We start from the raw sequence: 20,827 nt of genomic DNA on the forward strand, positions 1-20,827 counted from the left end.
TGTGCAGATGAGTAAATTTCGCAAAGAATTTGGTCGTGTTAACCCGTCATTAAGCCAGGCGATTAATGAGGTCTCTCTGTCGCGCCGCAGCATCATTAAGCTGCTGTCGGCGGGGGCGGTAATGAGCACCGGGCTGGTGGCGTTCCCGGCGATAAGCGCCGACGCTGAGACGCCGGTAAAGGGCGGCAGGCTGCGCGCGGCGGTAGCGAATGCCTCGGCGACCGACACCCTGGACCCGGCAAAAGGCAACAACAGCGGTGACTACACCCGCCAGTTTATGTTCTACAGCGGCCTGACCGAGCTGGATAATAAACTGGCCGCCCGGCCCGCGCTGGCTGAATCCATTGAAAGCAGCGACGGTATCAGCTGGCAGATCAAACTGCGGCCGGGCGTCACCTTCCACGATGGCAAAGCGCTGACCGCGCAGGATGTGGTCTTTTCGCTCAGCCGCCATAAAGATCCCGCCGTTGCTTCCACCGCGATTAACCAGGCGAAGCAGTTCAGCAGCATCACCGCCGTCAGCCCCACCGAAGTGAAGCTGGTTTTGACCCAGCCTAATTTCGATATACCTGCCGTGCTGGCGACCAGCCCGTTTTTAATCCTTCAGGACGGCACGAAGAATTTCAGCAAGGCCGTCGGCACCGGCCCTTATCAGTGCAAATCCTTTACGCCCGGCGTCAGTACGGTCGGGGTGAAGAACCCCCACTACTGGAAGCCCGGTCTGCCGCACCTGGACGAGGTGGAGCTGATGGGCGTTACCGATCAGGCCGCCCGCGTTAACGCCCTGATGTCCGGCGATCTGCATATCGTTGCCACGCTTACCGCTAATGATGTTAAGCGTCTGCGCCAGTCCGGCCAGTTTGGCGTGCTGGAGAGCAAGTCCGGCATGTACACCAACCTGATTGTTCGCACCGATATGAAGCCCGGCAGCAGTGAGGATTTCGTGCTGGGCATGAAGTATCTCCAGCCGCGCGAGATTATGGTGAAAACCGTGATGCAGGGCTTTGGCGAGGTGGCGAACGATACGCCGGTGCCGCCGTGGCATCCGCTGTTTAATAAGGAAATCCCCCAGCGGCCAATGGACGTTGAAAAGGCGCGCTTTCACTTTAAAAAAGCCGGGATGGCGGGCGCCAGCGCCGAGATTATCACCACCCAGAATATCGAGGGATCGGTGGAGGGCGGACAGCTTATTCAGCAGCTCGGCCGTTCGGCCGGGGTGAATTTCCAGGTACGGCGCGTTCCCTACGACGGCTACTGGTCGACGCACTGGACTAAAGATCCGCTCGGCTACGGCTCCATCAACCCGCGCCCGACGCTCGATCTGCTCTTCTCACAGTTTTACCTCTCCGACGCCCCCAACAATGAGTCCGGCTGGAAAAACCCGCAGTTCGACCAGCTGGTGGTGGCGGCGCGCGGCGAACGCGACCAGGCAAAGCGCAAACAGATGTACGGCGATATGCAGGCGCTGATTTACGACCACTGCGGCACGATCATTCCCACCTTTATCAGCTCGCTGGATGGATACAGCAGCCGGGTGAAAGGGCTAGAAGCCTGGCCGTCGGGCATGATGATGGGCTATCGCTTCCACGAATTCGCCTGGCTTGCCTGATAACCGCTAATCCATAAGGAGAACGGCGATGAACCGCTCTATGCTCCTCCTGATTGCCCGCCGCTGTGGGGCGGGTGTGCTTACCCTGCTGATTGTTTCGGCGGTGGTGTTTTTTATCACCAGCCTGCTGCCGGGTGACGCGGCGCAGATGGTACTGGGCCAGAGTGCCACCCCGGAAACGGTCGCAGCCCTTCGGCAGCAGCTCGGACTGGATCAGCCCCTGCTGATGCGCTATCTGCACTGGCTGACCGGTATGCTGCACGGCGATTTCGGCACCTCGTTTGCCAGTCATCTGCCGGTCTCGCAGCTGGTGGCCCAGCGCCTGCCCGCCACCTTTGAGCTGGCCGGGCTGACCACGCTGGTGTCGGTGCCGCTGGCGCTGCTGATTGGGCTGACGGCGGCAATGAAGCGCGGCTCGCGCTTCGATCGCGGGCTGATGATGGCGACCCTGGCGGTGGTGGCGGTGCCGGAGTTTCTGGTGGCGACCGTGGCGGTGATTATCTTTGCCGTCAGGCTGCACTGGGTGCCCGCGATGTCGCCCGGCACGCCCCCGGCTGACCTTCTCAGCTACCTGCGGAATTATGCCCTGCCGGTGCTGACGCTCTGCTGCGTGTTGGTGGCACAGATGGCGCGCATGACCCGCTCGGCGCTGATTAACCAGATGGACAGCCCTTATCTGGAGATGACGCTGCTAAAAGGCGTGTCGCCGCTGCGCGCGATACTGCGCCATGCGCTGCCGAATGCGGTCGGGCCGATTGCTAATGCCATCTCTCTCAGTCTCTCTTACCTGTTTGGCGGGGTCATTATTATCGAAAGCATCTTTAGCTATCCCGGCGTAGCCAGCCAGCTGGTGGATGCGGTGAGCAATCGCGATCTGCCGGTGGTGCAGCTCTGCGTCATGCTGTTTGCCGTCTGTTATCTGCTGCTGCTGTTGCTGGCGGATATTCTCACCATTGCTTTTAATCCTAAAGGGAGGGGCTGATAATGTCGCTTCTCACACTTCCCTGGCGTTTCTTTATGTCGCTCAGCGGCAGCGGGCGCGCGGGCCTGCTGGTGACCCTCGTCTGGATATTTCTCGCTCTGTTTGGATCCGCGCTGGCCCCGCATAATCTGGAGGACATTGGCGCAGGCCCGATGCTCGGTGGATTCAGCCGGGATTTCTGGTTCGGCACCGATTATCTCGGGCGCGATATGCTGAGCCGCATCCTCTTTGGCGCGCGTTACTCAATTGGCCTGGCGCTCAGCGCCGCGCTGCTGGCCAGCCTGATCGGTACGCTGCTGGCGCTGCTGGCCGCCGTGGCGGGACGCTGGTTTGAAGAGATCCTCGGCAGGATCAACGACGCCATGCTGGTGCTGCCCGGTAAAATCCTCGCGCTGATGATCGTGGCGGTCTTCGGCTCCTCACTGCCGATGCTGATTGTTACCGCCGTCTTTACCTACTGGCCCGGTGCCTACCGTATAGCCTGGGCGATGGCGGCCAACCTGCGCTCAATGGATTACGTTGAGGCGTCGCGGCTGCGCGGTGAGAGCCGCATTTATATTGCGCTTCACGATATCCTGCCCAACATGGTCCACCCGATGCTGACCGACTTCGGCCTGCGCTTTGTCTATATCGTTCTGCTGCTCAGCGGCCTGAGCTTCCTTGGCCTGGGGGTGCAGCCGCCTTATGCGGACTGGGGGACGCTGGTGCGTGAGAATTTACAGGGGCTGTTTGACGGGTCTCCGGCGGTACTGATGCCCGCGCTGGCTATTGCCAGCCTGACCATCGGTGCCAATCTGTTTATCGACAGCCTTCAGGCAATGCGTCCGCTGAGCCAGGCGAAGGGGGTAGCATGACGGTAACGGCACACACGGCACGACCTGTCGTCGCGGTAAACCATCTCTGCGTCACTGCCCGGTCGGATGAGGGGCAGGAGATTTCGCTGGTTTCCGATATCCGCTTTTCCGTGCAGAAGGGCGAGGTGCTGGCGCTGATCGGCGAGTCAGGATCGGGCAAAACCACTATCGCGCTGGCGCTGATGGGCTATGCCCGCCACGGCTGTCGCATCGCGGAGGGCGATATCCACGTGGCGGGAACCGACGTCACCGCGCTGACGGCAAAACAGCTCTGTCAGTTTCGCGGTAATAAAGTGGCCTATATCGCCCAAAGCGCGGCGGCGTCGTTTAATCCGGCGATGAAAATTATGGATCAGGTGGTGGAGCCGGTAGTGATCCATGGGGTGATGAGCCGTGCCAAAGCCGAGGAGAAAGCCATCGCGCTGTTCCGCGAACTGGCGCTGCCTCATCCTGACACCATCGGCAGCCGCTATCCGCACCAGGTCTCCGGCGGGCAGCTACAGCGGCTGATGACCGCGATGGCGCTGATCGGCGACCCCGAGGTGGTTATCCTTGACGAACCCACTACCGCGCTGGACGTGACCACACAGGTTGAAGTGCTTAAGGCATTCCGGCGCGTGGTGCGCCAGCGCGGCATGACCGCCATCTACGTCAGTCACGATCTGGCGGTAGTGGCTCAGATGGCCGATCGCATCCTGGTGCTGCTGAAAGGCAGGGTGGCTGAATATGCCACCACTGAAGATCTGCTCCGCGCGCCCGGGGCGCAATACAGCCAGCAGCTGCTGGAAGCGGCGAGACAGAAGCCCCGGCCCAGCCCGTGGCGACCGGAACAGGCCGCCATTCAGCCGCTGCTGGAGGTGCGCGACCTGTCGGCGGGCTATGGCCCGCTTAATGCGCAGGGTGAGCCGAAAATACCGATTCTGCACGACATCAATTTTCGTCTCTATCGCGGGCAGGCGATCGGCATTATTGGCGAATCCGGCTCGGGCAAAACCACGCTGGCGCACGCCATTGCCGGGATAAATCCCCCGTCAAAGGGGCATCTGCTGTTTAACGGCCACTATATTGCCAGCGCGCTACGGCAGCGCCCGGAGAATGAGCTGCGGCGCATTCAGTACGTCTTCCAGATGGCCGATACCGCGCTAAACCCGGCGCACAGCGTTGAAAAAATTCTCAGCCGACCGCTGAAGCTGTTCCACGGGCTGCGCGGTGCCGCGCGCCAGCAGCGCCTTTTTAGCCTGCTCGATCTGGTCCGGCTGCCGCGGAGCGTACTGTGGCGCCGCCCCTGGGCGCTCTCCGGCGGCCAGAAACAGCGGGTGAATCTGGCCCGCGCGCTGGCGGCGGAACCCGACCTGATCCTCTGCGATGAGGTGACCTCGGCGCTGGACACGGTCGTGGCCGCGGCGATCCTCGATCTGATCACCGAGCTGCGCCGCGAGCTGGGGCTGTCGGTGCTGTTTATCAGTCACGATCTGCATGCGGTGCGGTCGGTCTGTGACGAAATCATCGTGGTGAAAAGTGGCCGGATGGTGACGCAGGTGGCGCGGGCCGACTACGATAAGCCTTCCACCGATCTCTATTACGAGCGACTGAAGCGGGCGGTGCCGGAGCTGCGACAGGGCTGGCTTGACGAGCACGATGCCAGCGATATTGCGCTTTAACGGCGGACGGGATGAGCATGATGCCTGCGATATTACGCATTGACGGCGGGCAAAATGCCGCAACTGATGATGAGTTAACACTATGATGCGAAGACGAGGTTAAGAGAAGATGCCCGCACCGATTCGATACGTACAGGACAGCCGATTTTTCCCCGAGTCGGCGGATGTGGTGGTGATTGGCGCCGGTATTGCCGGCACGGCCGCCGCTTACGAGCTGGCAAAGCAGGGTGTCAGCGTAGTGCTGATAGAGAAGGGCCTGGTCGGCGGTGAGCAGTCCAGTCGCAACTGGGGCTGGTGCCGCCAGCAGAACCGCGACGAGCGCGAGCTGCCGCTGATTATCTACGCGCTCCAGCGCTGGCAGGAACTGGGTGAGGAGACCGGCGAGGAGCTGGGCTTTCGCCGCAGCGGACTGGTCTATGCCACCAGCAGCCAGGAGGACATTAACGCCTGGGATCGCTGGGGCCAGATGGCGAAAGCCTACGGCGTGCGCAGCGACATCCTTACCGCCGCGCAGGCGAAGGCGATGACTCCTGGCAGCACCAGCCGCTGGCTGGGCGGCGTCTCGTCCCCCACGGATGGACATGCAGAGCCGTCGCTGGCCTCGGCCGGTCTGGCGATTGCGGCGCAGCGGCTGGGTGCAGGTGTTTTTCAGCAGTGCGCGGTGCGCGGGCTGGATATCTCTGCCGGTAAGGTCAGCGGAGTGATCACCGAACGCGGCCTGATAAAAACGCCCAGGGTGATCTGCGCGGGCGGAGCCTGGACCTCGATGTTCTGCCGACGGCACGGCATTGACCTGCCGCTCGGCAACGTCATCGGCACGGCGTTTCGCACCACGCCGGTTGAGCAGGCGATCCGCGTGCCGCTTTATACACCCACCTTTGCCTGCCGCCCCCAGCTCGACGGCAGCTACACCGTCTCCGTCTCCGGTCGCGGTCGCCTGTCACCGGGTGCGCAGGGGCTGCGCTATGCGCGTCAGTTCTGGCCGACCTTTAAATCCCGCCGCAAAAACCTCAGCCTGCAGCTGGGGCTGGGGCCTTTTATTAGCGGCCCGGAGTCGCTGGCGCGCTGGCAGTTTGACCGGGTCTCGCCGTTTGAGAAAGTGCGCATTCTCGACCCGGCCGCCGACAGGGCGATGGTGGCGGAAGGCATTGCCGCGATGCGCAAAGAGTACCCGGCGCTGGGCGAGATCCGCGTCGAACAGGCCTGGGGCGGGATGATCGACAATACCCCCGATGCGGTGCCGGTGATTTCAACGGTACCGACGCTACCGGGGCTGATTATCTCTGCGGGTTTCAGCGCGCACGGTTTTGGTATTGGCCCCGGTGCGGGTCGCCTGGCCGCCGATTTGGCGACCGATGCCACCCCGGTGGTGGACCCCACGCCGTTTTGCTATTCACGGCTGATTGACGGATCCGGCCTTAACGCGCCGGGCATGATGTAGGGAGCAGGATGACAATGCAGATTAACGCAATGAATGAGAGCCATCTGGACGCCGCCTTTGGCCTGACCCAGCGGCTGAGCTGGCCGCACCGTCGTGAAGACTGGCGGCAGGCGCTTCGGCTGGGAGAGGGCGTGGTCGCGGAACAGGATGGAGTGCTGCTTGGCACCACGCTTTTCTGGCGTTGGGGCAGCGACGCCGCCACGGTTGGGCTGGTAATTGTCGCCGATGAGGCGCAGGGCAAAGGCATTGGTAAGGCGCTGATGCAGGCGGCGCTGGCAAAGCTGGAAGGGTATCAGGTCCGGCTGCACGCCACCGGGGCGGGCAGGGTGTTGTACCAGAAGCTTGGCTTCGCGGGCGTCGGTGCCGTCGCTCAGCATCAGTGCCGCGCGCTGGAACGGGTGACCCCGCTGTTGCCGGGCGGGGGGCAGCGACGTCGGCCCGCCTGCCCCGATGACGCCCCGGCGCTAATCCGGCTGGATGCGCGCGCCCACGGGCAGCAGCGTGACAGGCTGATTCGGCTGCTGCTGGACGATGCCGCCCTGCGCATAGAGGTGCTGGAAGAGCAGGGTACTGCGACCGGCTTTGCCTGCCTGCGCCGCTTCGGACACGGCTATGCCGTGGGTCCCATTATCTGTCAGGATCTCACCCGCGCGAAGCTGCTGATAAGTGCGCTGCTGGCTGAGTTAAGCGGTGAATTTGTGCGGATTGACACCGATGCGGCCAGCGGGCTGGGAGAGTGGCTCACCTCGCTGGGCCTGATCGAAGTCGATCGGCCTGTCACCATGATCCGCGGCGTACCCTGGCAGCCGCAGGAGATGCAGGCATTCGGACTGATGTCCCAGGCAATGGCCTGATGAATATCGTCTATAAATCTGAGCCCGAACGGGGACGCCAGTGGGCGGAACTGGTGGCGAGACTGGCACCGGAGGCGACCTTTCGGGTCTGGCCTGACATTGGGGATGCGCAGGCGGTGGACTATTTAATCGCCTGGCAGCCGCCGGACAACCTGATGCAGCAGTTTCCTCACCTGAAAGCGCTGTTCTCGGTGGGGGCCGGTGCCGACCAGTTCGACTATGCCTTACTGCCGCCTGAACTGCCGGTGGTGCGGATGATTGAGCCGGGCCTGACGCAGGGCATGGTGGAGTACGTTACCTTCGCCGTGCTGGGGCTGCATCGCGGGATGCCCCGCTATCTGGCGCAGCAGCGGGAGCAGCGATGGCAGACGCATCCGGTTACCGGGGCAGCGGCCTGTCGGGTGGGGGTGATGGGCGCCGGGACGCTCGGCCAGGCGGTGCTCGGGCCGCTGGTGGCGCTGGGCTATGACTGCGCAGTCTGGAGCCGGACGGAAAAAAACGTTGACGATGTACGCAGCTATGCGGGTGAGGCGCAGCTGGGCGATTTTCTCGCCCGCAGCGATATCCTGGTCTGCCTGCTGCCGCTCACGGCACGGACCGAAGGCATTCTTAACGCCGGGCTGTTCAGCCAGCTGCCGCCAGGCGCCGCGCTGGTGCAGGCGGGGCGCGGCAGGCAGCTTAACCACGCCGATCTGCTGACCGCACTGGAGCGCCAGCAGCTGAGCGCAGCGGTGCTTGATGTCACCGACCCGGAGCCGCTGTCGCCGGAGCATCCATTCTGGCAGCATCCCGCCATCTGGCTGACGCCGCATATCGCCAGTCAGACGCGGGCAGAAAGCGCGGTGCGGGCGCTGCTGGACAATATTCGCCGCCACCAGCGCGGTGAGCCGATGGTCGGGCGGGTCGATCGGGCGCGGGGGTACTAAAATGCAGAGGCGAGGAGCAACGGGTGGAGCGTGAAATGCATAAGAGCGATGCGGCTGGAATAAATAACGCAGGGCTGAACGGTACGGTTGAGGCAGGCAGCAGAGAGCTGAACGGGGCAGCTGACGCTGAGATCGCAGCGCTGGTCGCCCTGCGCCGCGATCTGCATGCGCACCCGGAGCTGGGGTTTGCCGAGCACCGTACCGCCGGGATAGTGGCCGCATTTCTGAGCGCGCGCGGGATTGACGTTTATCGCGGCATCGGCAAAACCGGGGTGGTCGGCGTGCTGCGGCGCGGCAGGGGTACCGGGGTTATTGGCCTGCGCGCCGATATGGATGCCCTGCCGATGGAAGACGCCGGCGGGCAGCCGTGGAAAAGCCAGCATCCGGGCCGCTGCCACGCCTGCGGCCACGATGGGCATACGGTGATGCTGCTGGGCGCGGCCGATCGACTGGCCCGCGAGGCGGATTTCGACGGGACGGTGATTTTTATCTTTCAGCCCGCCGAAGAGGGGCTGGCGGGGGCAAAGGCGATGATCGATGACGGGCTGTTCAGCCGTTTCCCCTGCGATGCCGTCTATGCGGTACATAACTGGCCCGAACTGCCGCTGGGGGCGGCGCAAACCCGCCCCGGCGCGATAATGGCCGCCGCTGACCGCTTTGATATCCGCGTTACCGGGGGCGGCGGTCATGCCGCCCAGCCCCACCTCAGCCCGGATACCCTGCTGGCGACCAGCGAGCTGGTGGTGCAGTTAAACACCCTCGTCGCGCGTGCGGTGGACCCCTGCGAACCGGCGCTGCTGACGGTCACCCGCATTCAGGGCGGCTTCTCGCACAATATGATCCCCGCCGAGGCCCGCATCACCGGTACGGTGCGCACCTTTAATCCCCAGGTGCAGGACATTATCGAACGCCGCCTGCGCGAGATGGCGACCCACGTCACCGCTGCGCAGGGGCTGAAGGCGGAGGTAACCTATCAGCGTTACTATCCGGCGACCCTGAATACGGCGCCCGAAGCGCAGGTGGCCCTGCGCGCCGCTGAGCGTACCGGGCTGCGCGCGTCAGTGGCAGATAAACCTGCGCTGACCTCAGAGGATTTCTCCTTTATGCTGCAGGCGGTACCCGGCGCCTACCTCTGGCTGGGGTCGGCAGAGAGCCGTCCGCTGCACCATCCCGCCTATGACTTTAACGATGCGCTAATCCCGCTGGGTATCCGCTGGTTTTGCGAAGTGGTCAGGGACAGGCTGGCCCTGAAAACGTAATGCGCTGTTTCACGCCCCATTTCAACAGGTAATGCTGCTGCCGCGCGCAGTACGGCAGCGGCACAAAAAAAGTTATTGCGATACTTAACCCCATAACGACATGCGATGAGGAAGAGAGATGCACAATTTACTGGCTGAGCAGCAGACAATTTCTGATAACGCCCTGCTGCTGGATAAACGGCAGGAGCAGGTTCCGCGCGGGGTAGTTACGGCGCATCCGGTGGTGATAGCAAAGGGCAGAGGATCGGAAGTGTGGGACGTCGAGGGGAACCGCTATCTGGATTTTGTTGCCGGGATCGGCGTGTTAAACGTTGGACATAACCATCCGGCGGTGGTGCAGGCGGTTAGCGATCAGCTGCAACAAATCTCTCACGCCTGCTTTCAGGTGGCGGCCTATCCGGGCTATATCGCACTGGCGACGCGACTCAATCAGGCCGTTGGTAACGGCGAGGCGTTCAGGAGCGTGCTGTTTACCAGCGGCGCAGAAGCGGTTGAGAACGCGGTGAAGATCGCCCGTGCGTGGAGTAACCGCCCCGGGATTATTGCCTTCGACGGCGCGTTTCACGGCCGGACGCTGCTGGGCTGTACCCTGACCGGCATGAGCCAGCCCTATAAGCAAAATTTCGGGCCTTTTCCTGGCGATATCTACCGCGTACCTTTCCCTAATCCTTTCCATCACATCAGTGAGCAGGCCTGCCTGGCGGCGCTGGATACGCTGTTTGCGGTACAAATCAGCCCGGATCGCGTGGCGGCGATCATTATCGAGCCGGTACAGGGCGATGGCGGTTTCCTGCCCGCTTCTCCGGCGTTTATGCAGGCGCTGCGGGAGATCACCCACCGTCACGGCATACTGCTGATTTGCGACGAGGTGCAAACCGGTTTTGGCCGCACCGGCAAGATGTTCGGCTTCCAGCATACCGGCATCCTGCCTGACCTGATCACCGTGGCAAAAAGCCTCGGCGGCGGTCTGCCAATCTCCGGCGTTGTGGGCAGGGCCGAAATCATGGACGCGCCGCTGCCCGGCGGACTGGGCGGCACCTATGGCGGTAATGCGCTGGCCTGCGCGGCCTCGCTGGCGGTAATGGATCTGCTGGAGCAGGGCGACCTGCTGGCGCGGGCCAGCCAGCTGGGCGAACAGCTTAACGCCCGGCTGCATCAGCTGGCAGAAAAGTATGCCTGCATTGGCGACGTGCGCGGCATCGGCTTTATGCGGGCGATGGAAATTATTGATGTTGAAAGCGGCCAGCCTGATGCAGCCCTGACGCAGAGGATCCTTGACTGCGCCTGCGAAGAGGGGCTGCTGCTGATCAAATGTGGCGTGCAGCGCAATACCATCCGCTTTCTCGCGCCGCTGGTCACCAGTGATTCGCAGCTGGAAGAGGCGCTGCATATCGTTGATATTGCGCTGGCCCGCGCCACCGGCAGGCTGGGCTGAACGCTCCCTGTTAATTGATTTATAAGGAATTAGCGGCAGGGAGCGCGGCCCTCGCCGCGCGGTAAAACGCTGGCGCGGCTGGCGGAAAGCATGCTATACCATCGTATCGGTTAACAATGTTGCCACATTGAGGGTGCTATGAACGGTTTAATGAAACTCGACCGCATTGACATCAATATTCTGGTGCAGCTACAGAAAGATGGCCGCATCAGCAACGTCAATCTTGCCGATGCCGTCGGCCTTTCTCCCAGCCCCTGCCTGCAGCGCGTTAAGCGCCTGGAGATGGCCGGTTTTATTACCGGCTATGAGGCGCATATTAATCTGACCAAAATTACCGACTCGGTCACCGTATTCACCGAGGTCACGCTGGCCGGGCATCGTCGTGAAGACTTTATGCGTTTCGAAGCGACGCTGAGTGAGGTGGATGAACTGATGGAGTGCCATCTGATCACCGGCGGCTATGACTATCTGCTGCGCTTTATTACCCGCAGTATTGAGCACTACCAGGAAGTGATTGAAGGGCTGCTGGATGCCAAAGTCGGTATTGATAAGTACTTCAGCTACATTGTGATCAAATCCCCGATTATCAAAAGCAGCGTGCCGCTGCGCTCGCTTATTTCCCGCCATACCCAGGTCGAATACTGACCCTAACCTTTGCGCGCCGGAGCGGATATCGCAGCGCGTCGGGGTGACTCTACTATCATTAACAGCCTGTGCGAAAAAAAAACACGAGGCTAATAATGAGCAAAAAAACCAGTGACTTCTTCGTTGAGCGCCTCAAAGCCTGGGGCGTAACGCGTATTTATGGCTATCCTGGCGACGGCATCAACGGCGTGCTGGGCGCGCTGCAAAGGGCAGAAAAACGCGGTGAGGGGATAGAGTTTATCCAGGTGCGTCATGAGGAGATGGCAGCTTTTATGGCGGTCGGTCACGCCAAATTTACCGGCGAAATGGGCGTTTGCCTCTCAACCGGCGGACCAGGCGCCACGCATCTGCTGACCGGTTTGTACGATGCGAAAATGGATCATGCGCCGGTGCTGGCCATCGCCGGACAGGCTGAAACCACCGCAAGGGGCTCCAGCTATCAGCAGGAACTGAACCTCGATCGGGTATTTTCCGACGTGGCCAGTTTTGTGCAGGAGACCGCCACGCCCTCACAGCTGCGTCATCTGGTCGATCGCGGCGTGCGCCTGGCGAAAGCGCAAAATGGCGTCGCGGTACTGATTATCCCCAAGGACGTGCAGGATGAACCCTGGGAAGAACCTGCCCATGCCCACGGTTTTACCCACTCGGCGGTGGGCTATCAGCGCCCGCGCGTCATTCCCTACCCGGACGACCTCCGGCGCGCCGCAGAGGTGCTGAACGCCGGGAAACGCGTGGCGATACTGATTGGCGCAGGCGCACGCGGGGCGGCGGTCGAGGTGGTGCAGGCGGCGAACCTGCTCGGTGCGGGCGTGGCGAAGGCGCTGCTGGGCAAGGACGTGTTGCCCGACGATGCCCCCTTTGTCACTGGCTCGGTGGGGCTGCTCGGTACGCAACCCTCGGCGGAGATGATGAAATCCTGCGATACGCTGCTGATGATCGGTTCCGGCTTCCCCTGGACTGAATTCCTGCCCGAAGAGGGACAGGCGCGCGGCGTACAGATTGATATCGATCCGGCGATGCTCGGGCTGCGCTATCCAACGGAGGTCAATCTGCACGGTGACGCGGCTGAAACGCTGCGCGCGCTGCTGCCGCTGCTTGAGCAAAAGCAGGATCGCAGCTGGCAGGAGGATATCGCCGTACAGGTACAGGCATGGTGGAAGGTGATGGAGGAGCGGGCAATGGCGTCCGCCAGCCCGGTGAATCCACAGCGAGTGGTATGGGAGATGTCACCGCTGCTGCCGGACAACGCCATCGTGACCTCTGACTCCGGCTCCTGCGCGAACTGGTTTGCCCGTGACTATCGCGTAAAGCAGGGCCAGCGCGCCAGCCTCTCCGGCGGCCTGGCCTGCATGGGGGCGGCGGTCCCCTACGCCATTGCGGCCAAGTTTGCTGAGCCTGAAAAGCCGGTGATTGCGCTGGTGGGCGACGGGGCGATGCAGATGAACAATATGGCCGAGCTGATCACCATTCAGAAATACTGGCAGCAGTGGGCCACGCCGCAGCTGGTGGTCTGCGTATTCAACAATCAGGATCTCAACCAGGTGACCTGGGAGCAGCGGGTGATGGAGGGCAATCCGCGTTTCGCCGCATCGCAGCAGCTGCCCGACGTGCATTACGCCCAGTTTGCTGAATCCCTGGGGCTTAAGGGGATTTTCGTGGACGATCCGACGCAGCTCAGCGCGGCCTGGGCGGAGGCGCTGGCCGCAGACCGCCCGGTGGTGCTGGAAGTTAAAACCGACCCGGAGGTGGCACCGCTGCCGCCGCATATCACTCTGAAACAGGCAAAAGCCTTTATGGCGTCGATGGTAAAAGGCGATCGCGGCGCGGGCAGGGTGCTGGCAGATACCGCCAGCCAGCTGCTCAATCAGGTGATGCCGGGTAAGTCGTGATGTAACATTTATGCACAATCACAGAGAGCAGGGTGGGGCGGAAGCCACTACCCTTTTTACGATGCTTTCCCTGCCATGCGCGGCGGGGCCTGTTGTAACCGCAAAATAATTGAGGATATCCCATGACCACTCCCACCCATCCCGTCTGGTTTATTACCGGTTGTTCCACCGGCTTTGGCCGCGAACTGGCAAAAGAAGTGCTGAAAAAAGGCTTCAACGTCGTGGTTACCGCTCGCGATAAAGCGAAGGTTAGCGATCTGGTTTCCGGTGTGGAAGATCGTGCGCTGGCCATCTCGCTGGACGTCACCGACAGTGCCGGTATTGAGCAGGCGGTTAAGGCCGCCGTGGATAAATTCGGCACCATCGACGTGCTGGTCAATAACGCCGGGTATGGCTATCAGTCCTCGGTAGAAGAGGGCGAGGAACATGAGATTCGCGCTCAGTTCGACGCCAACGTGTTTGGCCTGTTTGCAATGACCCGCGCGGTGCTGCCCGTTCTGCGTAAGGCAAAAAGCGGCCACATTATTAACATTACTTCCGTCGCCGGACAGATCGGCTTCCCCGGTTCGGGCTACTACTCCGCCAGCAAACACGCTGTTGAAGGCTGGTCAGATGCTCTGCTGGCGGAAGTCGGCCCGCTGGGTATTGCCGTCACCTGCGTGGAGCCGGGGCCATTTCGTACCGACTGGGCGGGTCGCTCGCTGCGTCAGACGCCGAATACCCTCGCTGATTATGCCGAAACGGCAGGCGTGCGCTTAAAAGGCACCGCTGAAGGCAGCGGCAAGCAGCCGGGTGACCCGGTCCGCGCGGCTCAGGCGATGATTGCCCTGACAGAAGCGGAAAATCCGCCGCGCCATCTGGTCATGGGCGCATGGGGCCATGATGCGGTAACCACAAAGCTTCAGGCACGCCTGAACGAAATAGAAGCCTGGAAAGAGATGTCGGTCGGCACGGACTTCCCAAAATAAGCCATTAAACGCTGGCTTCGCGTTAGCCGCGCCTGTCGCGCGCCGTCACAGCCACCGGGCAGCAATGCCACGGTGGTTTTTTTATCTTTATTCGGCATACCCTTTTGGATACTGACGCTAAATAAATTAACGTTATTCCGATATTTATCTTCTGATAATTAACGCTCAGCCAGCAGGCCTGGCATAAAAAAACCGGTTTAGCCGATAGAATTTATTGCTTAATATCTTTTTATTTGGCATGGCAATTATTTTTGTTTTTTATACGCCAGTACAGAATTTTATTATTTACTTTTTGGCTTCAGAAGCCGATGGTGGCAGGGTTGCCACCAGATAAAAATGAATTGATGTTTTTAAGATTTATGGCAGGTGAAATTATTACAGTTGAAAAACGTCCTTATCGCGAGTAATACTTCATCTGGTTGATGTGGAAGAACATACTCTGCTGCTAAATATATTACCTGTAATTAATGCCTGGAAAATAATTTTTATTATCTTTGTTACTGACCTGGAGGTTATATGAATCAATCCACCGGAGCGTCGATATATTCAACGGCTCCCGCTGCATCTGGAAGCACAAATAAGGTTATCATCGGTTTCTGGCATAACTGGGGTGCAGGCGATGGCATTGGCTATCAGCGTGGCCGTTTCAGTGAGATGCTGCTGTCTCAGGTGCCCCTTCAGTACAACATAATTGCCGTCGCCTTTATGAAGGTGTTGCCCGGAAGCGATAATATTCCTGACTTTAAACCCTATAAAGGGAGCGCGAACGAATTTCGCCAGCAGGTTGATCTTGTGCATGCTCAGGGGCGTAAAGTCCTTATTTCATTAGGCGGAGCTGATGCGCATATCTCACTGCGAAAGGAGGATGAAAGCGCGCTGGTCGGGCGTATTATCTCGCTGGCCGATCACTATGGATTTGATGGTCTTGATATTGACCTTGAGCAGACGGCAATTACCGAAGCTGATAATCAGACGGTTATCCCGGCGGCACTCAAGCAGGTAAAAGAACATTTTCGTCGTCAGGGTAAATATTTCATTATCAGCATGGCGCCGGAGTTCCCCTATCTGCGCCGTAACGGAAGCTATGCACCCTATATCAATCAGCTTGAAGGGTATTACGATTATGTGGCACCGCAGTTTTACAATCAGGGCGGGGATGGCCTTTACGTCGACGGTTTAGGCTATCTTCAGCAGAATAATGACAGTGTAAAAGAGGATTTTCTCTATTATCTGACGGAAAGACTGGTCACCGGTAATGGAGAGTTTATCAGGATACCGCCGGAAAAATTTATTATTGGCCTGCCAGCGAATAATGATGCCGCGGCAACCGGTTATGTTGCTGAGGCGGGTGACCTTATTCGCGCCCTCAACCGCCTTGATTTGGCCGGTCTGTCGATTGCGGGCCTGATGACCTGGTCGGTCAACTGGGATGAAGGCTATTCAAGTTCTGGCGTGGCTTACGATGGTGAATTTATAAAGCGCTATGGCTATCTGTCCGGTCCGCTACCGGATCCTGTACCCAATCCCGACCCTACGCCTGACCCAACGCCCGATCCCACACCGGACCCAACGCCCGATCCAGACTGGCCGCAGTGGCAGGCAGGCATACGCTACCGGGATAACGACCGGGTCAGATGGAACCATCAGCACTACCTGTGTGTGATGCCACATGAATCCAATAACTTCTGGCAGCCAAATATCGCCCATTCGCTCTGGAACCTTATCTGAGCTGTTTCTCTACTAAAAGGTAAAATTATGTCTAATAAGAATACACCGGTTATCAGTACCGCAAAATCGAACGGCAATACACGACATGGCCATGTATTTTCACCGGCATCCCGCGCCTGGTTCGCCTGGGAGGCAGGGCAGATGGATACTGGCCAGCTCAATCAGCGCGAAGCGGGAAAGTTTTTCCCCGCCGTGCAATCGGGCCTGTCTGATGCTGTAGCCCCCTCCGATATGACAAACAGTACGCCGCCTGCGGACGGTAAAATTGCCAGCGCCAATCAGGGTAATGCAGAATTCCTTGATGCACCGGGCACTCACTGGAAAAAACATGCTGTACAGTCCTCAGACTTGTTGACGATATCCTGGGCTTATAGCGCCGTGCATGCCACACGCCGCTGGACCTATTTTATCACCCGTGAGGGATGGAACCCCTCTCTGCCGCTTAGCCGCGCGCAGTTTGAAAGCCAGCCTTTCTTTAAGGTTGAATTAACCGAACAGCCCTACTGGAGCCATGGGGCAGCGCTTATTCCGCCGCAGCCAACGGTTCACGATGTGATGCTCCCTCAGCGGCACGGCTATCATGTGCTGCTTGCGGTGTGGGAAGTGGCGAATACCGGCAATGCTTTTTATCACGTTATCGACCTGGATTTCACCGGCGATAGCCAGCCCGGTGGGGATGTACCTGCGGCGCCCGCGGGGCTGCGTGCGACTCACATCACCGCTGACAGCGTGACGCTTAGCTGGAATGCCTCCTCTTCGTCAGCGGTCGCGTACCGGCTCTATCGCGATAACGAGCTGATTTACAATGGCCCGCAGCTGACCTTTAAGGACATCGGACTTCAGCAGAACAGCCGTTATCACTATGCCGTCTCTGCGGTGAATCAGGCCGGGGTGGAGTCTGCCCGGAGCCAGTCCCTTTCGGTCGATACCAGCGGAACCATCCACCCGGACACACCGCCAGCCGCGCCGACGCACCTGCACAGCATGGCCGTAACGTCCACGCGAGTAGATCTGATGTGGATGGCCTCAACCAGCGTTAACGCGCTGTTGGAGTATATCGTTTATCGGGAAGGTCATGAAATTGCGCGGGTTCCCCTGTCCCAACTGGAATACAGCGACGGTGGTCTGCGGCCTGAAACCGCGTATCGGTACTTTGTGGCGGCGCTTGACGTCAAAGGCCAGCTTTCCGTCCCCAGTAATGTCCTCGAAGTTACCACGCTGGCTGATGAAGATACGGGCGGGGGTAACATCTATCCTGCCTGGATTCTGGGTGAGCGCTACAATGCCGGGGATAATATTTCCCATGGGGGGCTTAACTGGACCTGCAAGCAAACGCATATTGCCCATTCGCCGGAATGGGCGCCAGGTCTGGCACCGACGCTCTGGCGGGAACTTAAATAGGGTTTTCAGGTAATCACGCAGCGTTCTGGCCCGTTGACCGGGCCAGAACGGTATGACTGTTCAGAGGCCGCGATGAATTCCACGATAAATTTTATTCTGGAAGAGTGTGCAAAATGGATAGTCGAATATTTACCCACCTTTTTCTCTGCCCTGTCGGGAATGCTAATCGCCTTTTTTATGGGGATTTATGACGGCAAATCATGGTGGAAAATAATTTCCAGTACCTGCATTTGTGGCGTATTTACCCTGGCGGTCTGTAGCTCTCTGGAGCATCTGGGGCTGCCCGACAGTGCGGCCACGCTGGTGGGGGGAATTATTGGTTTTTCAGGTGTGGAAAGAATTCGCAATGTCATTACGGGCATCTTATATAAACGATTTGGAGCCGACGACGATGAAAATAAGCGATAGAGGTATCAGGTTTATAAAACAGGAGGAGGGCGAGCGGCTGGTTAGCTATCGTGATGTGGTGGGCATCTGGACGATAGGCGTGGGGCATACCGGGAGCGTTGACGGTATCCCCATCCATAAAGAAATGAGAATTGATGCCAGTAAGGCGACTGAACTCTTACTGATGGATCTGCGCACGGTTGAAAGAGCGATTAATAAAGATGTCAGCGCAGCGATGAATCAAAATCAATACGATGCCCTGTGCAGCCTGATATTTAATATTGGCATTGGTGCTTTCCGTGATTCGACCCTGCGAAGAAGGCTGAACGTCGGGGATTATAAAGGCGCAGCCGATGCTTTCCTGATGTGGAAACGTGCCGGCAGTGCGAAAGATATTTTGCTGCCGCGCAGGGAGCGCGAGCGGGCGCTTTTTAAGTCCTGAGGGGCGGAGCGCGAACGGCTCCACCTCATCAGCCGGCGTTACTCTGTCATCAACTGGCAGAAATTTCCCACCAGAGGGTATTTAGCGGATAGTAGCGGTCGTTTTTATCCGGCGCTTTTTCCCAGGGCTTCTCGAGAATAAAATGGATATTTTTAACCTCGGCGAGATCCCACATGGCCGCATGCTGGAAAGGCAGCGTCTTTAGCGCATTATAAATATAGGGAAGCGGCTTCCAGCGCTGATGATAGTAATCGTTGAGGAAATCCTGCTCGGCAAAGAGGTAGCGGGATAAATCATCCAGTTCGGACAAACGGTGTACCATATCATCAAATACCGCCTGGCTGGGCGTGAGCACCAGAAATCCGCCGTTCAGGTAGTTGTCGACTTCCGACGGTTCTTCCGTATGCTCAAGGCCCTGACAGTAGCTGTAAAAGCAGTTTTCCGGTCGCCAGCTTTTCGGATAGGTGGCAATCTTGTTGGGGTTGCAGCGACAGGCGTGACAGGCTGCAATACCTTCCTCTTCCAGCGTCAGCGAGAACAGCTCGTCCATATTCTGGGTCACCAGCATATCGGCATCCAGAAAAACAATGCGGTCGTAGTCGGTCAGTTTCCAGGCAGCCAGCTTGGTCCACACTTCAGAAAAGCGCGCATTGGCGTAGTTATGCTTCAGGCTGCTGTCCGGGCTGAGCGCCTGCACTTCCTGCACCCGGCAGCCCAGATCTTCAAGCGACTGCCGGGTCGGGAGGTCGATATTCCTGGTCACCATCACCACCAGCGGGTAGAGGCTACCGGCCTTTTTCAAAGACGTTGATAGCGCCCTGACGCCGACGGCGTAGCCCGGCTGTGTTAACAGGGTTGCCCATGCCTTCATTGGCCTTCTCCTTGATATTCAGTCAAACAAAACTGCGGTAAAGTGGTTTTCGAATTTATGCTGTGGATCCAGCGCTTCCCGCGCTTCCAGGAAGGCAGGCCACTCGGGGTAGAGGGCTGGCCAGTCATAAAGCGACGCGTCGAAATATTTCCCCCAGTGCGGTTTTCCCCCTTCTGCGGCCAGCAGCTTTTCCACCGCCTGCAGAAAGTTCACGCCCTCTTCAGACAGGGAACCGTCTTCGGCATAGTAGACCACGAAGCCAAAGAAGCAGGTTGCTTCAGGTGCGGACGGACTGAGCCATGAGGATGACGGGCCGGTACAGCGTAAAATAATCGGATAGTGCATATGCGGCTGAGTTTCCGTATGCCAGGCCTTAATTTTCGCAATAACCGCAGGCGCGCGCGCCAGTGGAATGCCGATTTCAACGTTAATCTGCGGGGTGGCAATGCCCCGGCAAAAGACCTGATAAACGTCCCCGGTAACGTCGGAAAAATCCTTGAAACGCGTAACGGTACGAAATGGCTTGCCGTTTTCGTCAACGATTTTGGTGTCACTGCGCATATGCTCCAGCGTCTGATCGATGGTGTCATTCATCGCATCGCTGGTTTCTTCCTGGGTCAACAACTCTTCGTTGTTATCACGATACTGGCGGATCTCAACGTCGCTGGCCTCGCGGGCCGTCCAGACGTGGACCTGATTTTCATTCGGGAACCACCAGGCTTTGCTTAGCGCAAAGCCATGATTCCAGTCCAGCAAATCCTGCTCCAGCGTATCGGCGCTGACGGCATTCTTAAAGCAGGTATAGATAGTCAGGGGCTGGGTACGCAGCGTGACCTGAGTCACCACGCCTAATGCGCCCAGCCCAAGCTGAACCGCCGGGAACCAGCGGTGGTCGCGGGTAAATTCGGCAGTGCTGCCGTCGGCCAGCACCATGCGGATACTCAGCGCCTCATCGGCGATGGAACTCTGCTGCAAACCCTGACCGTGGGTACCGGTTGCCAGAGCGCCAGCCAGCGTTTGTGAAGCAATCACGCCCGGTGAGGAGGGAAGCATGCGTCCGATGCCGGTCAGCATTTCATACACTTCATGTAACGGCGTGCCGCCCGCAAAGGTTGCGCTATCGTCGGTAATCTCAATCAGACCGCTCAGGTTGCTCAGGTCAATCAGCGTATCCTGTTGCCCGGCTACCTTTAGCATCCGGCTGGGAGACATTTTGCTGCCCGTAACGCGAACTTTTCCTTCGCTCGCCGCCACCAGCGTTTGTAGCTCAGCCTCATTCTGTGGCGATCGCACGGCACGTTTATCCGCAATGGGACCATTTTGCGCCCAGTTCCACAGTCGGGAGTCATTTTCGCTCAGCTGCGGCTTACGGCGTGGGTAGCCGGGATTTTCGCATGTCATTGACAGCTCCTTTGATCTGGACAATATCAGGGGAATTAAGCACAAAGGCGCAGGGTTGAATTTATATTCACTCC

General features: G+C 59.1%; 18 protein-coding genes. 16 read left to right on the forward strand and 2 right to left on the reverse strand.

The genetic code is table 11. The features are described 5' to 3' along the window. Positions 1 to 7: 7 nt before the first annotated feature. The 16 genes from ACLRGG_RS14865 to ACLRGG_RS14940 all read left to right on the forward strand — a co-directional run bounded on the left by ACLRGG_RS14865 (position 8) and on the right by ACLRGG_RS14940 (position 18,481). Positions 8 to 1,609 (forward strand): ABC transporter substrate-binding protein, encoded by a 1,602-nt coding sequence (locus ACLRGG_RS14865; RefSeq protein WP_416250500.1) that lies wholly within the window; start codon positions 8 to 10, stop codon positions 1,607 to 1,609. A gap of 28 nt (positions 1,610 to 1,637) precedes the next feature. Beyond that, complete coding sequence (locus ACLRGG_RS14870) at positions 1,638 to 2,591, forward strand: ABC transporter permease (protein ID WP_416250501.1); 954 nt, start codon at positions 1,638 to 1,640, stop codon at positions 2,589 to 2,591. 2 nt (positions 2,592 to 2,593) lie between these two features. Then, positions 2,594 to 3,445: an ABC transporter permease gene (locus ACLRGG_RS14875; protein WP_416250502.1), complete on the forward strand. Its 852-nt coding sequence runs from the start codon at positions 2,594 to 2,596 to the stop codon at positions 3,443 to 3,445. Then, positions 3,442 to 5,106: an ABC transporter ATP-binding protein gene (locus tag ACLRGG_RS14880; protein WP_416250503.1), complete on the forward strand. Its 1,665-nt coding sequence runs from the start codon at positions 3,442 to 3,444 to the stop codon at positions 5,104 to 5,106. Before ACLRGG_RS14875 ends, ACLRGG_RS14880 begins: the two co-directional genes overlap by 4 nt. Positions 5,107 to 5,215: 109 nt before the next feature. After that, complete coding sequence (locus tag ACLRGG_RS14885; RefSeq protein WP_416250504.1) at positions 5,216 to 6,547, forward strand: NAD(P)/FAD-dependent oxidoreductase; 1,332 nt, start codon at positions 5,216 to 5,218, stop codon at positions 6,545 to 6,547. Between the two features lie 8 nt (positions 6,548 to 6,555). After that, on the forward strand, positions 6,556 to 7,401 hold the full coding sequence (locus ACLRGG_RS14890) for a GNAT family N-acetyltransferase (RefSeq protein ID WP_416250505.1): 846 nt from the start codon (positions 6,556 to 6,558) through the stop codon (positions 7,399 to 7,401). Continuing rightward, the gene (locus ACLRGG_RS14895) at positions 7,401 to 8,327 is read left to right on the forward strand and encodes a 2-hydroxyacid dehydrogenase (protein WP_416250506.1); all 927 of its coding nucleotides are present in this window, start codon (positions 7,401 to 7,403) and stop codon (positions 8,325 to 8,327) included. The genes ACLRGG_RS14890 and ACLRGG_RS14895 overlap by 1 nt, the downstream gene beginning before the upstream one ends. A 131-nt stretch (positions 8,328 to 8,458) precedes the next feature. Further along, positions 8,459 to 9,586 (forward strand): M20 aminoacylase family protein, encoded by a 1,128-nt coding sequence (locus ACLRGG_RS14900; protein ID WP_416250532.1) that lies wholly within the window; start codon positions 8,459 to 8,461, stop codon positions 9,584 to 9,586. A gap of 118 nt (positions 9,587 to 9,704) precedes the next feature. Then, positions 9,705 to 11,021, forward strand: coding sequence for a 4-aminobutyrate--2-oxoglutarate transaminase (gabT, locus tag ACLRGG_RS14905; protein ID WP_416250507.1), 1,317 nt, complete (start codon positions 9,705 to 9,707; stop codon positions 11,019 to 11,021). A gap of 138 nt (positions 11,022 to 11,159) precedes the next feature. Then, a complete protein-coding gene (locus ACLRGG_RS14910; RefSeq protein ID WP_416250508.1) occupies positions 11,160 to 11,666 on the forward strand; it encodes an Lrp/AsnC family transcriptional regulator in 507 nt (168 codons plus the stop codon). Between the two features lie 95 nt (positions 11,667 to 11,761). After that, positions 11,762 to 13,555: a thiamine pyrophosphate-requiring protein gene (locus tag ACLRGG_RS14915; protein WP_416250509.1), complete on the forward strand. Its 1,794-nt coding sequence runs from the start codon at positions 11,762 to 11,764 to the stop codon at positions 13,553 to 13,555. A gap of 122 nt (positions 13,556 to 13,677) precedes the next feature. Beyond that, the gene (locus tag ACLRGG_RS14920; protein ID WP_416250510.1) at positions 13,678 to 14,523 is read left to right on the forward strand and encodes an oxidoreductase; all 846 of its coding nucleotides are present in this window, start codon (positions 13,678 to 13,680) and stop codon (positions 14,521 to 14,523) included. Between the two features lie 516 nt (positions 14,524 to 15,039). After that, positions 15,040 to 16,251: a glycosyl hydrolase family 18 protein gene (locus ACLRGG_RS14925; protein ID WP_416250511.1), complete on the forward strand. Its 1,212-nt coding sequence runs from the start codon at positions 15,040 to 15,042 to the stop codon at positions 16,249 to 16,251. Between the two features lie 27 nt (positions 16,252 to 16,278). Then, complete coding sequence (locus ACLRGG_RS14930) at positions 16,279 to 17,652, forward strand: lytic polysaccharide monooxygenase (protein ID WP_416250512.1); 1,374 nt, start codon at positions 16,279 to 16,281, stop codon at positions 17,650 to 17,652. A 72-nt stretch (positions 17,653 to 17,724) separates the two neighbouring features. Beyond that, entirely contained in the window at positions 17,725 to 18,060 is a 336-nt protein-coding gene (locus ACLRGG_RS14935) for a phage holin, lambda family (protein WP_345827993.1), read from the forward strand. After that, positions 18,044 to 18,481 (forward strand): lysozyme, encoded by a 438-nt coding sequence (locus ACLRGG_RS14940; RefSeq protein WP_416250513.1) that lies wholly within the window; start codon positions 18,044 to 18,046, stop codon positions 18,479 to 18,481. Before ACLRGG_RS14935 ends, ACLRGG_RS14940 begins: the two co-directional genes overlap by 17 nt. A gap of 49 nt (positions 18,482 to 18,530) precedes the next feature. Here ACLRGG_RS14940 and ACLRGG_RS14945 read toward each other — a convergent pair whose 3' ends face one another. After that, positions 18,531 to 19,352: a glycosyltransferase family 8 protein gene (locus tag ACLRGG_RS14945; RefSeq protein WP_416250514.1), complete on the reverse strand. Its 822-nt coding sequence runs from the start codon at positions 19,350 to 19,352 to the stop codon at positions 18,531 to 18,533. Positions 19,353 to 19,370: 18 nt separating this feature from the next. Then, positions 19,371 to 20,753, reverse strand: coding sequence for a D-arabinono-1,4-lactone oxidase (locus tag ACLRGG_RS14950; protein WP_416250516.1), 1,383 nt, complete (start codon positions 20,751 to 20,753; stop codon positions 19,371 to 19,373). Between the last annotated feature and the right edge of the window lie 74 nt (positions 20,754 to 20,827).

Source organism: Erwinia sp. PPS120, assembly GCF_047918655.1.
GTDB lineage: Bacteria > Pseudomonadota > Gammaproteobacteria > Enterobacterales > Enterobacteriaceae > Erwinia > Erwinia tasmaniensis_A.